This window comes from Clostridium carboxidivorans P7 (genome assembly GCF_001038625.1).
In the GTDB taxonomy this organism is placed as follows: domain Bacteria; phylum Bacillota; class Clostridia; order Clostridiales; family Clostridiaceae; genus Clostridium_AM; species Clostridium_AM carboxidivorans.
Window position 1 is genome coordinate 3,889,039 of sequence record NZ_CP011803.1, and the last position, 14,197, is coordinate 3,903,235.

Below are 14,197 nucleotides of genomic sequence, written 5' to 3' on the forward strand. Positions count from 1 at the left end.
TCTTTATATACTTGTGTAAAAAATTATTTTCACTTTATTATTTCGGAGAGTTGAACCACAACCTCATCCTCAGGATTTATTTTTTTTGCAATTTCCAAGTGAAGTTTAGCATTTTTTATGTCTTTATTATTTAAATAACACATGATAAGGTTAGTGCATATCTCTATAGATTTAGTTGCTTCAAAAGCTTTTCTTAAATATCCTATAGCAGTTTCATAGTCACCTAGTGAAGCATAATTTATTCCAAGTTCATTTATAACTTCAACAATACTACTATCTATACTTATTGACTCATTTAGATAATATATAGCTTTTTCGTAATTTTCTAATATTCTATATGCTATAGCAATATAATAGTAAAGCGTAGCATCGTCCCCAAATTCATCAAGAAGAGGTAAAAGCAAGCTTAAAGCTTCTTTAGGCATATCGTATAATATTTCCTTACCTTTTTCATAATTTATAATTAATTTTAGTGATTCCTTAAATTCTGTAATATCTAAAGATTCTTCTCCACCACCAGAAATATAAGTATTTATGCAAAAAAGAGCCTTATCAAAATCTCCACGTTCTTTCATTATAAGTGCTTCATAAAAATATGGCATTGGATAATTTTCGTATTTCTTTAACTCTTCAATAATTTGTAATTCTTCATCTTCGTAGCTTTTATCTAATTTTCTTAGCTCATCTACTATTATTAGAACCTTATCATAAATTTCAACATTATCTTCAATTTTGCACAATCCCTTAATAAGTATATATGCATCCTCATAATTTTTATGTTTTATATTTTCTGCAATTTTCCCTTTAATAAACTTATCGCTCTCTTTTAAATTAATTAATATATTAGTATACACATCATTAAACTTAAACTTTTCATCTGCTCCCATAACATAAAACATACCTTCAATAAAAAAGCTTACAGGAAGCTGACCGACATTTTTTTCTGTCTTAACCTTACCTACTATACTAGAAGCTTTAACCGGAACATATACATCCTCATTGCTTTCTATATGAAACAAATTTTTTATATTTTCCTTTTTTATTTCTAAAAATAAAACTTCAGATAATTTGTCTGCAAAACGAGATTTTGTATTCATAAATATAACACCTACTTAATCTAATATATTGACACTTTGAATTTTACTACAAACATTAGTTAATTTAAAGTAAAAACTACAATAGTTCATAATTATATCACAGGTATACTTGAAAAAGCAAAATTAAGAATTATTAACTAACCTTCACAGTTTAAAAAAATGCGAAGCATTTTTTAGAGGACAATTGACAGAGGACAGAGGACAGTGAAGGTAAGTTTTCCTCCCTACGTCGGAAAACTAATTTATTTTTAAGCTTATTTTGCTAACACAAAACAAGCTTCGAATCTATATAAGTCAGCAATGTTTCACTTTAGTGAAACGAGCTCTCAAAAATTTAATTAAAGATTTTTCGTAGCAAAGCGGAGAAAAATCATCCTTCACTGTCCTCTGTCAATTGTCCTCTGTCCTCTGAAAAAAGTTGCATCGCATTATGCTTACATTAGCTCAAACTTTTATAAGAAAATTGAGCTATTAATTATTCATTAAATCTTCTAACAATTACATGCTTCATCTATGATTTTCATAACATTATTTTCAAATAATTTCATTTTTTCTTCTGAATCTTCTATGCTGTTGCCAGTTACTGATAAATAAATCTTCATTTTAGGCTCAGTACCTGAAGGCCTTACTACAAACCAGGAATTGTCCTCCATTATAAATTTCAGTACATTTGATTTAGGTAATTCTATTACTTTTTCACTAATATTTATTAAATCTTTTTCTATACTTATCTTGTAGTCCATTTTCTTTGCTATTTTAACTTCGCCTAAAGTGTATCTCATGGAATGTCTTAAATATTGAAGAGCTTTTTCTATTTTTTCTTGTCCTTCTTTTCCTTTAAGCACTAATGACACTAATTTTTCTTTATAAAAGCCATATTTTTTATATAAATTCATTAAAGCTTCATATAAATTTATACCTTTGTTTTTATAATATAGTGTCATTTCGCATATAAGCATTGAAGCTATAACTGCGTCTTTATCTCTTACAAAGTCTCCTGCTAAATACCCATAGCTTTCTTCAAATCCAAATAGGTATTTTTTATCTCCCTTTTTTTCAAATTCTCCTATCTTCTCACCTATATATTTAAATCCAGTCAATACATCCACAAGATTTGCTCCATAGTCCTTTGCAATATCCGATGCCATTTCAGTAGTAACTATTGTTTTTATTACAGTTCCATTTTCAGGTAATTTGTTCAGTTCTCTTAAAGATGATAATATATAATGAGTTAATAGTGCTCCAGTCTGATTACCTGTTAATACTTTATATTCTCCATTATTATCTTTAACAACTATACCTATTCTATCGCAATCTGGATCTGTTCCAAATATTATATCAGGTTGGATTTTATTCGCCATTTCCAATGCTATATTAAAAACCTTAGGATCTTCCGGATTAGGATAAGCTGCTGTAGGAAAATATCCATCTGGCTGTTCTTGTTCTTTTACTACAGTCACATTTTTATATCCTAATTCCTTAAGAACTCTTCTTACTGGTATATTACCTGCTCCATGTATTGGAGTGTAAATTATTTTTAACTCATCTGCATATTTATCTACTAATTCTTTTCTTATAGTTAGATTTTTTACTCTACTAATATACTCTTTATCTACTTCTTCTCCTATTATATTTAAAAGTCCATTTTTCTTTGCATCTTCAACATTCATAGTCTTTATTTTATTAAAATCATTTACTTCCTCAATAAATGAAAAAATTTCCTTTGCAGATTTATCCGTAACCTGTCCACCATCTTCTCCATAAACCTTATATCCATTATATTCTTTTGGATTATGTGATGCAGTTATTACAATACCGGCTTTACTTTTAAAATGCCTTACTGTATAAGATAATATAGGTGTTGCTCTTAATGATTCAAATAAATAAACCTTTATACCATTAGCACACAAATTTGCTGCTGCTGCCATTGCAAACTCTTTAGACATTATTCTTGAATCATAAGCTATGCTTACAGAAATATCCCCTTCATACTTATTTAACAAGTATTGTGATAACCCCTCAGTAGTTTTCCCAACAGTATGTATATTCATTCTATTGGTACCCATACCAATAATTCCTCTTAGGCCACCTGTTCCAAATTCTAAATCTTTATAAAATCTATCTTCTATCTCTTTTTCATCCTGTAAATTTTTCAATTCCAATTTTGAACTTTCATCTAAAAATTCCGAACTCAACCAAGAATCATATTTTTCTCTATAAGACATTTTATAGCCCTCCTTTAATATGTAATATTTAACATTTATTATTATACTACAATTATATTACAATAATGAGTATAATGATAAACAATTTTATAAACTTTTTATAAAAATACTGGTGATAATGGTTATTCACCATTATCACCAGTATTTTCAGGTTCTGTAATTGCATCTATTGGATTATCTGATAGCTTATTGTTACAAGTCACAAATGCTATTAAAGTATTTAAATCATCTATAAAAGTTATCTCTTGTGAAAGTTCTATATCAGCTACTCTGTAGGAATCACCTATTTCTAGTTTTGAAACATCTACATCGATATGTTTAGGTATATATTCATACTTACACTGAACCTTTACATTGGTTCTTTCTTTTTGAACAACACCGCCTTTTCTTGATACAAAATCTTCACCCATAAACAATATAGGGACATCTGTTTGAATAGCTTGATTTTTAGGAATTTCTTCTAAATCTATATGAATTATTTTATGATTTACAGGATTTCTTTGTACTTCTCTTATTAATGTGCTATGTTTTTCTGACCCAAGTTCAACCTCTAATACACCATGTTCTCCTGTAGAACTAATTTTTTTATTTAATTCAAGTTCTCCTATTTCAAACATTAAATTGTTTATATTCTTTCCATAAATAATACCTGGTATTTTGCCTGATTTCCTTTCCTTTCTAGCTTCATGTACTGTATTTTTATTTCTTTTATGTAATTCTAATTCTTCCATTTTAAACTCCTCCCATACATATCCTATAAAATATCATTTAAAACATTGTTAATCATATTTTTAATTATTTACATAATTATTTATATTATTCACAATTTTTACTTCAAAAAATATTTATTTATAAAATTCCTCCACATTGTTGCATTTACAAAACATTTAACATATAATTATATTGGTTTAAATGAAAATGTAGGCCAACCCTTGAATCATCAGAGTTCAAAGGGCGTACTTTTATGAAAGAAGGTGCTTTATCAAGGTGTATAAATTAGATCAAACTCAAACCCCTTTATTTGATGCATTAATGGAATATGTAAACAAGGAAACCATTCCTTTTCATGTTCCTGGACACAAAAAAGGCGTAGGTGTGGATGAAGAATTTAAAAAATTTATAGGAGAAAACCCATTTAAAATAGATGTTACAGTTTTCAAATCAGTTGATAGTCTCCATCATCCCACTGGTGCTATAAAAAAGGCACAACAATTAGCCGCTGATGCATATGGATCAGATGCTGCTTTTTTTTCAATACATGGAACATCAGGTGCTATCCAAGCCATGGTTATGTCTGCAGTTAAAGCTGGAGAAAAAATAATAATACCAAGAAATGTTCATAAATCAATTACCGCTGGTATTATATTAAGTGGTGCGATACCTGTTTATATGCAGCCTGCATTGGATAAAAAAGTTGGTATAGCTCATGGAGTTACACCAGAAACAGTTGAAGAAACACTGAAAAAAAATCCTGATGCAAAAGCAGTTTTAATTATAAATCCAACTTATTATGGGGTTGCTACTGATATAAAAAAAATAGCAGATATAGTTCATAGTTACGACATTCCTTTAATAGTAGATGAGGCACATGGTCCACACCTTGGTTTTAATGAAAAACTGCCAACTTCTGCAATGGAAGCTGGAGCTGATATTTGTGCTCAAAGCACACATAAAATAATTGGAGCCTTAACTCAATGTTCTTTACTACAGGTTCGCTCTAATCGTATAGATATAAATAGAGTTCAACAAATTTTATCTTTATTACAAACTACATCACCTTCATATATATTGATGGCTTCATTGGATTGTGCAAGAAGACAAATTGCTCTTAGCGGTAAAGAACTTTTAGATAAAACTATTGAGCTTTCAAACTATGCTAGACAGGAAATAAACAAAATTCCAGGCTTTTATTGTTTCGGAGATGAAATTTTAGGGAATGACGGTGTTTTTGCCCTTGATCCAACTAAAATAACAATAACATGTAGAGACTTAGGGATAACTGGATATGATTTAGATATGATACTTTCAAACAAATACCATATACAGCTTGAACTTTCCGATCTATATAACGTACTTGCAGTAGGGTCATTTGGTGACACAGAATACAGCATAAATGCTCTTATAAATGCTTTAAAAGAAATAAGCAAACAATATTATGGTAAAGGAAATAAAAAGTCAGATTTTATAGATATTCCTTCTATACCAAAACAAATTAAAATTCCTAGAGAAGCTTTCAATGGGAATAAAACTCCAGTTCCTTTAAAAGAAAGTATTGGTATGATAAGTGGAGAATTTTTAATGGCTTATCCACCAGGAATTCCTATATTGTGTCCTGGTGAAGAAATAACCAAAGAAATTATAGACTATGTTCAAATGCTTAAGAATACTGGATTATACGTTCAGGGAACTGAAGATCCTGAAGTAGAAATCATCAAAGTTGTAAAATAGTAAAAATATATTTAAAATACCCAGCACTTTAAAAATGCTGGGTATAACTTTTGTTGTTATTAATTTCTTTATTTCTAATTAAGCTTCTATGCCTTTTACTAAAGCCTTTTTATTTAATTCAACAGCTTTAGGTGGAACTATAACTTCTAAAACTTCATTCCAATTTATATTTTCTAATTTAAGCGCCTTAAGTAATGCTCCTAAAAGAACAACATTTTGAGCTTTTATGTTTCCAAGCTCTTCTGCGATTTGGGAAGCATTAACTATTATTGTATTTTTAACTGTCTTCTTTAACGTTTCATTAACATTTTGTGGATATTCTTCTTCACCTATTAGGACTGGAACTGGATATATTTCATAATCATTTATAACTAAGTATCCATCCTTTTTTAAGTAAGGAAGCCATCTTGCTGCTTCACTTTTTTCAAAAGCTACTATAACATCTGCTGTTCCCTTTTCTATAAGTGGTGAATAAACCTTTTCCCCAAATCTAACTTGAGTAGTAACGCTGCCACCTCTTTGTGCCATACCATGAACCTCAGACATCTTTACATCATATCCATTTTTTAATAAGCCTTCTGTTAAAATCTTGGAAGCAAGTATAGTTCCTTGTCCACCTACTCCTACGAATAATATACTTTTAACACTGCTCATATTATTCACCAACCTTTTCTATAGCATCAAATTTGCAAACCTGTTTGCATAATTCACATCCATTACACATATTTTTATCTATGCTGACTACATTATCTTTAAACTTAAGTGCTGGGCAACCTGTTTTTAAGCATGCTTTACATTTCTTACATTTATCTGAATCTACATTACAATGCATATTTGCTCTTCTCTTTATAACATCCTTCTTTAAAGCACAAGGTTGTTTTGTTATTATAACAAAAGGCTCACTGCTCTCATATGCTGCTTTTACAGCCGCTTCAGTTTCTTCTAATTTATAAGGATCTACTACTTTCAAGTTTTCCTCTTTTATACCTAATGCAAGTACAACTTTTTCTATATCTATCATCGGAGCCGGTCTATTTTGTAATGTTTTTCCAGTTCCAGGGTTTTCCTGATGACCTGTCATGCCTGTAGTTCTGTTATCTAATATACATGTAACTATAGGTATATTATTGTATATTGAATTTGTAAGTCCTGTCATACCAGAGTGGAAGAATGTTGAATCTCCTATAAATGCAAATACTTTCTTATCCCTGTTTGCTAACTGATTTGCTTTTTCTATTCCAAGTCCAGCTGTAATTGAAGCTCCCATACAAACACAAGTATCAGTTACATTTAAAGGAGCTACCATACCTAAAGTATAGCATCCTATATCTCCTGAAGATATTATATTATCCTTATATTTTGAAACTGCATAGAAAATTCCTCTGTGTGGACATCCTGGACAAAGTACAGGAGGTCTTGATGGAGCTTTTATATCTACTGTATAATTTTGTTCATGGCTCTCATTACATATAGCCTTTCTTATAATGTCTGGATTTAACTCTTCACATATAGGAATAACTTCTTTTCCTATACAATTTATTCCTAAAACCTTAAGTGCATTTTCTAAATAAGGTTCATTTTCTTCTACAACATAAACTTTTTCAACTTTTGATGCAAATTCTTTCATCATTTTGTCTGGAAGTGGATAACTCATTCCTATTTTTAATACAGAAACTTTGTCCCCAAAAACTTCCTTTACATACTGATAGGATATACCACTAGTAATTATACCTATTTTACTATCTATCATTTCCATTCTATTTAAACTGCAATTATTAGAGTATTCCTTTAATTTATTAAGTCTTTCTTCTACTTCATAATGCTTCTTTTTAGAATGTGCTGGTATCATTATATATTTTGTTATATCTTTTTCATAAGGTTTTACTTCTGATTCTTTTCTTTCTCCCAATTCTACTACACTCTTGGAATGAGAAACTCTTGTAGTACTTCTATAAAGTACAACTGTATCAAATTGTTCACTTATATTAAAAGCTTCTTTCATAAAATCTTTACATTCTTGTGAATCTGATGGTTCTACCATAGCTATCTTTGCATGAGGTGCAAAAAGTCTGTTATCTTGTTCATTTTGTGATGAGTGCATTCCTGGGTCATCAGCTGTAACTACTACTAAGCCTCCATTTACACCTTCATATGCCATAGTAAATAATGGATCTGCAGCTACGTTTAAACCTACATGTTTCATAGTTGTTAAACTTCTAGCTCCTCCAATGGCTGCTCCTGAAGCTACTTCCAAACCAACCTTTTCATTTGGTGCCCATTCTGCATATACTCCATCATAAGTAGCAAAGTTTTCAAGTATTTCTGTACTAGGTGTTCCAGGATAAGCAGACGCAACTTTACATCCTGCTTCATATGCACCTCTTGCAATGGCTTCATTTCCTGACATAATGACTTTCATATATATACCTCCATTTTTAAATTATCTTAATTAACTTAACATTTCACATTACTGCTTAAAGTTCAATTAGATTATGCTTTATTTAATCCAATAAAATTATTTAATTATGACACTATAGATCCTAATGCTATAGAATATAATTTTGATTTAGCACTGTCTGCTCTTGAAACAAGAACTACAGGACACTTAGCACCCATAATGACTCCAGCATTTTCTCCATTTCCAAAATACGTCATAGATTTTCCTACAAAATTGCCAGATTCTATATTAGGAACTAAAAGCACATCTGCATCTCCTGCTACTTCGCTTACAATACCTTTATGTTCTGCTGCTTCCTTTGATATTGCATTATCAAAAGCCAAAGGTCCATCGATAATACATCCTTTTATTTGTCCTCTTTTATTCATCTGAGTTAATGAAGCTGCATCAATAGTTGCCTGCATTGAAGGATTAACTACTTCTACTGCACAAACAGGCGCTATTTTAGGTGTTTCTATTTCTAACTTGTGTGCAACCTTTACACAATTATTTATTATTCCTATCTTGTCCTCCAAAGTTGGATAAGGAACCATTCCTCCATCAGTTAGAAAAATTAATTTGTGATATGAAGGAACTTGATAAATCATTACATGTGAAAGTAATCCCTTACCTCTAAGACCTGCCTCTTTATTTAATACAGCTCTTAACAAATCTGCAGTTCCAAGCATTCCCTTCATTATAAATTGTGCTTCTCCATTAGATACAAATTCTACAGCTTTTGCTGCTGCTCTTTTTATATCCTTTTCGTCTACTATTTTAATACCATCTATACATAAATTTTCTTTTTTAGATATACTTCTTATAGCGTCTTCGTCACCTACCAAAATAGCATCTACTATTCCAGTTTTAACTGCTTCTGTTACAGCTGTTAAAACTTCTTTATCCTGAGCTACTGCTACTGAAAGTGTTTTTTTGCTTTTTTCTTTAGCTAAGCTTATCAATTGTTCCAGTTTTTTCACCATAAATATATACCTCCATCATTGTAATTAATTTACTACATCATATCACCATTATTGGTAATACTATTCCCCATAAACTAAAAGAATTTAAATATATTAAAAATAAATTTAAGACAATACTATATTATAGATAGCAAATACTATGCCAAACTTATAAAACTCCTATTCCTAGTTTTTTTAATATTTTTACTTTTAAATATTTTGATTAATGGTACCAATGGTACAAAGTCATAATACCTTTGGTACTGTTAATTATACACTCCACCTTCACATTATAAAAAAATGCAAAGCATTTTTTAGAGGACAATTGACAGAGGACATAGGACAATGAAGGTGAGTTTTCCTCCTTACGTCAGAAAACTAATTTATTTTTAAGCTTATTTTGCTAATGCAAAACAAACTTTGAATTTGCATAAGTCAGCAATATTTCGCTTTAGCGAAATGAGTCATTAAAAATTTAATTAAAGATTTTTCGTAGCAAAGCGGAGAAAAATCATCCTTCACTGTCCTCTGTCAATTGTCCTCTGTCCTCTCAAAAAGTTGTGTTGCACTATGCTTATAATATTAAATTAAAGTTTTGTATGCATAAAAAAATCCAGACTTACTTCAATAAGTCTGGATTTTTTAATATATTTTAGTATAAAATTCTATCTGTAACATCTTTTACAGATTTACATCCTGTAAGAACCATAGCTGATTTTAATTCGCTTTTTATTGTATCTATATAAAGTTTTACTCCTTCTCTTTCTCCTCCAAAAGAAGCTGTTACAAATGGTCTTCCTATAAGAACTGCATCTGCTCCTAAAGCTAACATTTTAAGAACATCCACTCCATTTCTAACTCCACCATCTGCAAGTATTGTAACCTTACCTTTTACTGCTTCTGCAATTTCTGGAAGTACGTCTGCTACACCTGGAGTTTGATCAAGCACTCTTCCACCATGATTTGAAACAACTATAGCATCTACTCCTGCTTCTACTGCAAGTTTCGCTTCGTCAACAGTCATTATTCCTTTTAATATAAATGGAAGCTTTGTACTTTGTACTATTTCTTTTATTTGTTCTACAGTCTTAGGACCAACTGGCTTTCCATGAAGTGCTAAAGTTATAAGTCCTGCTGCATCTATATCCATACCTACAGCAAAAGCACCTGCTTCTTCTGAAAGTTTTATTTTGTTTATAACATTACTATTTTCCCAAGGTTTTATTATAGCAATTCCTTCCCCATTGAATTCCTTTAACTGCTGGAGATTTGTTATAAGAAATGAATCTACTGCTGTATCTCCTACCATAGGATAAATACCTGCATCAAGACATCCTCCAATTACCCATGATATGTATTGTTCTTCTGTAAATTTACCACCCATATTTAACGTAGTTCCTGATACTGGTGCTGCAAATACTGGAACTTCCATTTTCTTTCCGAATAATTCTGTACTTGTATCTGGGTCTTTAGCATCATGTATAACTCTCATATTGAGTTTATAACTATCTAATGCTTCAACATTAACTGAAAAAGCTTCTCCTGTTCCCTTTCCACCCATACCTGGAACCTCTCCAGAACAAGCCTTACCATTACAAACTGGGCAAACCTTACAACTTCCATTTAAATTTTCACGAGCATTTTTTAATACTTCTTTGTAATTCATTTTTTATACCCCCACTCAAACTATTTTATGAATATAATACTTTGATTTAAACATACACTTTAATTATAGTTCATTTATTTTAAATCTCAATGATTATTAACTAAATTTCATTATTAATTTTTAAAATTATATAAGTAAATTCAACAAAACTATTACTATTAAAAATTTTTCCCTATTTATCTGCAAAGTTAATCAAGGTCAAATTTACATTTACCACTGTTAACATCTTCTTCTGTATAAATTGTAATTCCATTTCTACTTAACAACTCTGCAGTAACTCCATTTCCATCTATTTTATTTCCAGTAAATGTACCATCGTAAATTTTTCCATAACCACAAGAAGGACTTCTAGCCTTTAAAATAGCAATCTTTGCTCCACATTCTTCTGCTATTTTAAGAGTTTCATGAGCTCCTTTTAAAAATTCTGCTGTAGCATCATCCCCATCTGGTCCGATTATTCTAGCCTTTCCATCAAGTACTTCTGCCCCAGTAGAATTGTTTATTTCATGTGCTGGTCTTGGTGTACTCTGCCCTCCTAATTGCTCAGGACATACAGGTATAGCTTTTCCTTGTTTCAATAACTCCAACACCTTAGAATCTAAGTTATTACCACCATTGTACTTACAGTTTATCCCACATAAACAAGCACTAACCAATATCATATATTTTCATTCCCCTCTAATTAATTCTTCCCATTTTAAAAATATTGCGACACAATATTTTTAGAGGACAATTGACAGAGGACATAGGACAATGAAGGTAAGTTTTCTTCCTTATGTCGGAAAACTAATTTATTTTAAAGCTTGTTTTGCTAACGCAAAACAAACTTCGAATTTATACAAGTCAGCAATATTTCGCTTTATCGAAATGAGCCATTAAGAATTTAATTAAAGATTTTTCGTAGCAAAGCAGAGAAAAATCATCCTTCACTGTCCTCTGTCCTCTGAAAAAGTTCCGCCGCATTATGCTTATTACACGAATCCCTGCCTATTTCTTCTACCTAAGTTCAGCTACTGTAACTCCAGTACCACCTTCACCATATTCCCCTAGTCTGTATTTTTTTACATGAGAATGGTGCTTGAGCATATCTGTTATGGTATTTCTTAATACACCTGTTCCTTTACCATGAATTAAAGTTACTTCCTTTAGTCCTGCTAAATATGCTTCATCCAAATATTTATCTGCAGTATATACTGCCTCTAAAGAATCCATTCCTCTTAAATCCACAGATGAAGCTACAGATTTTAAGTTGAGCTTTGCTTCTCTCTTTACTCTTTTCTTTTCTTCTTTATTTACAGCACCTGTTACTGCTCTTAAATCTTTTAGTTTAACTTCTATCTTCATAATTCCAGCTTGAACTTGAACATTACCTTTATTATCAGGTTTGGATATAACTATTACTTTTTGGTTTAAAGAAGGTACAAAAACTTCTTCTCCTTCTCTTACATTTTTAAGTTCCTCACCATCATCTCTTTTTACTTTATTAACTTTTTCATCTATTTTATCAAGCTTTTGTGCTAGTTTTCTTCTTTCTTCTTCAAGCTTGTGTCTTACATCTGAAGCATAACCAGCTTTCTCTAATTCTCTCATTTCCTTAAGAATATTATCCGCTTCTTCTTTAGCTTCCTTTATAATTCTCTTTGCTTCCCTTTGAGCATTTATTACAGCTTTTTCTCTGGCATTTTGAAGCGATCCCATTTTTTCTTCATATTTATCTTTAATTTTAGCCGCTTCTAGCTTTAACATCTCTGCTTCTCTTGCATTAGCTTCAGCTTTTACACTTTTTTCTTGGAGATCTTCTATTAAATCTTCAAATTGAAGTGTTTCACTATTTATATTTTCTTTTGCATCATGAATTATATAATCTGCAAGTCCTAATCTTCTAGATATTTCAAAAGCATTTGACTTACCAGGTATCCCAATTAAAAGTCTATAAGTAGGTCGTAATGTTTCCACATCAAATTCTACTGATGCATTTTCTACTCCATTTACTTTTAAAGCATAAACTTTAAGTTCACTGTAATGAGTAGTAGCAACTATTCTGCAGCCTCTGCTCTTTAAGTTTTCCAAAATAGATACAGCTAATGCTGCTCCTTCTGTTGGATCTGTTCCTGCTCCTAATTCATCAAAAAGTACTAGTGATTCATCATCTGCCTTATTAATTATATTTACAATATTGGTCATGTGAGATGAAAAAGTTGATAAGCTTTGCTCTATACTCTGTTCGTCTCCAATATCTGCAAATACTTCTTTAAAAAAGCTTACAGTAGAATTTTCTCTAGCTGGAATCATAAGGCCACTTAAAGCCATAATGTGCAGCAACCCTACTGTTTTCAATGTAACTGTCTTACCACCTGTGTTAGGACCAGTTATAACTAATGATGTAAAGCCTTTACCTAAATACACATCTAAAGGTACTACTACTTTTCTATCTATTAAAGGATGTTTTCCTTGTACTATATCAATAATGCCCTCATCATTAACCTTAGGTGCTGTACAATTAAGTTCACTAGCAAATTTGGCCTTAGCAAAAATAAAATCTAGTTCCCATATTATATCTGCATCATTTCTTACTGCTATTATACTTCCATAAATTTCATTTGAAAGGTAAGCTAATATTCTATCTACTTCTGCCTTTTCCTTTAACATAAGTTCCTTTATTTCATTGTTTAAATTGACTAAACCCATAGGTTCTATATATAAGGTAGCTCCACTAGAACTTTGATCATGCACAAGTCCAGGAACTGCCCCTTTATGCTCGGCTCTTACAGGTAAAACATATCTATCCCCTCTCATAGTATATAAATTATCCTGTAGATAATCTGAATAAGTTCTTATAAGAGAATTGACCCTATCCCTTACAGAGGAATTCTTATCCTTTAGAGCCTTTCTTATATTATAAAGGGCTGTACTTGCTCTATCGGAAACTTGTTCTTCACTTTCTATGGACATAAATATATGATCTTCTATATTCTTTAATGGAATAATACCCTGAGATATATTCTCCAAAACTCTAAAGCCTTCTTCTTCCTCTTTGTGACTTATGTACTCTTGAAATCTTCTAGCCGCTCTAAGTATTGCTGCTATTTTCAAAAGCTGTCCTGGCATTAAAGTAGATCCTTTTCCTGCTCTGCTTATACCTTCTCTAACGTCATAAACACCTTCAAAAGGAGGTGCTCCCTTTGTCACTAAAAGTTTAAAAGCCTCCTTTGTTTCTTGAATATGTTCTCTAACTTCATATATATTATCATAAGGTTTTAATTCTTCTATTAAATCCTTAGCTGCACCAGTACTTGTATAATTCTTTAACTGTTCTCTTATCTTATAAAATTCTAGCACCTTTAATGCTTTTTCATTCAACT

General features: G+C 31.0%; 10 protein-coding genes. 1 reads left to right on the forward strand and 9 read right to left on the reverse strand.

Annotated features, from left to right (window positions below):
- Positions 1-29 precede the first annotated feature (29 nt).
- The 3 genes from Ccar_RS17285 to Ccar_RS17295 form a co-directional block, all read right to left on the reverse strand.
- Complete coding sequence (locus tag Ccar_RS17285) at positions 30-1,097, reverse strand: tetratricopeptide repeat protein (protein ID WP_007061921.1); 1,068 nt, start codon at positions 1,095-1,097, stop codon at positions 30-32.
- 491 nt (positions 1,098-1,588) lie between these two features.
- Complete coding sequence (locus Ccar_RS17290) at positions 1,589-3,322, reverse strand: phospho-sugar mutase (RefSeq protein WP_007061885.1); 1,734 nt, start codon at positions 3,320-3,322, stop codon at positions 1,589-1,591.
- Between the two features lie 122 nt (positions 3,323-3,444).
- Positions 3,445-4,053, reverse strand: a complete 609-nt coding sequence (locus tag Ccar_RS17295; protein WP_007061884.1) for a 50S ribosomal protein L25 — start codon at positions 4,051-4,053, stop codon at positions 3,445-3,447.
- Positions 4,054-4,309: 256 nt separating this feature from the next.
- On the opposite strand from Ccar_RS17295, the gene Ccar_RS17300 reads away from it, so the two are divergent.
- Positions 4,310-5,770, forward strand: a complete 1,461-nt coding sequence (locus tag Ccar_RS17300) for an aminotransferase class I/II-fold pyridoxal phosphate-dependent enzyme (protein ID WP_007061883.1) — start codon at positions 4,310-4,312, stop codon at positions 5,768-5,770.
- Between the two features lie 78 nt (positions 5,771-5,848).
- On the opposite strand, the gene Ccar_RS17305 is transcribed toward Ccar_RS17300, so the two are convergent.
- The 6 genes from Ccar_RS17305 to Ccar_RS17330 all read right to left on the reverse strand — a co-directional run bounded on the left by Ccar_RS17305 (position 5,849) and on the right by Ccar_RS17330 (position 14,195).
- Positions 5,849-6,424 carry an indolepyruvate oxidoreductase subunit beta gene (locus Ccar_RS17305; protein WP_007061882.1) on the reverse strand — a complete coding sequence of 192 codons (576 nt, stop codon included), beginning with the start codon at positions 6,422-6,424 and terminating at the stop codon, positions 5,849-5,851.
- Between the two features lies 1 nt (position 6,425).
- On the reverse strand, positions 6,426-8,189 hold the full coding sequence (iorA, locus tag Ccar_RS17310) for an indolepyruvate ferredoxin oxidoreductase subunit alpha (protein WP_007061881.1): 1,764 nt from the start codon (positions 8,187-8,189) through the stop codon (positions 6,426-6,428).
- Between the two features lie 104 nt (positions 8,190-8,293).
- Positions 8,294-9,190, reverse strand: coding sequence for a phosphate butyryltransferase (locus Ccar_RS17315; protein ID WP_007061880.1), 897 nt, complete (start codon positions 9,188-9,190; stop codon positions 8,294-8,296).
- Positions 9,191-9,821: 631 nt separating this feature from the next.
- Complete coding sequence (locus Ccar_RS17320; RefSeq protein WP_007061879.1) at positions 9,822-10,835, reverse strand: alpha-hydroxy-acid oxidizing protein; 1,014 nt, start codon at positions 10,833-10,835, stop codon at positions 9,822-9,824.
- A gap of 188 nt (positions 10,836-11,023) precedes the next feature.
- Complete coding sequence (locus tag Ccar_RS17325; protein ID WP_007061878.1) at positions 11,024-11,497, reverse strand: 2-thiouracil desulfurase family protein; 474 nt, start codon at positions 11,495-11,497, stop codon at positions 11,024-11,026.
- A 334-nt stretch (positions 11,498-11,831) separates the two neighbouring features.
- Positions 11,832-14,195, reverse strand: a complete 2,364-nt coding sequence (locus Ccar_RS17330; protein WP_007061877.1) for an endonuclease MutS2 — start codon at positions 14,193-14,195, stop codon at positions 11,832-11,834.
- Between the last annotated feature and the right edge of the window lie 2 nt (positions 14,196-14,197).

Coding starts and splice junctions, on each gene's coding strand:
- Ccar_RS17285 (WP_007061921.1), bottom strand. CDS start 1,097: ATGAATACAAAATCTCGTTTTGCAGACAAATTATCTGAAGTTTTATTT.
- Ccar_RS17290 (WP_007061885.1), bottom strand. CDS start 3,322: ATGTCTTATAGAGAAAAATATGATTCTTGGTTGAGTTCGGAATTTTTA.
- Ccar_RS17295 (WP_007061884.1), bottom strand. CDS start 4,053: ATGGAAGAATTAGAATTACATAAAAGAAATAAAAATACAGTACATGAA.
- Ccar_RS17305 (WP_007061882.1), bottom strand. CDS start 6,424: ATGAGCAGTGTTAAAAGTATATTATTCGTAGGAGTAGGTGGACAAGGA.
- iorA (WP_007061881.1), bottom strand. CDS start 8,189: ATGAAAGTCATTATGTCAGGAAATGAAGCCATTGCAAGAGGTGCATAT.
- Ccar_RS17315 (WP_007061880.1), bottom strand. CDS start 9,190: ATGGTGAAAAAACTGGAACAATTGATAAGCTTAGCTAAAGAAAAAAGC.
- Ccar_RS17320 (WP_007061879.1), bottom strand. CDS start 10,835: ATGAATTACAAAGAAGTATTAAAAAATGCTCGTGAAAATTTAAATGGA.
- Ccar_RS17325 (WP_007061878.1), bottom strand. CDS start 11,497: ATGATATTGGTTAGTGCTTGTTTATGTGGGATAAACTGTAAGTACAAT.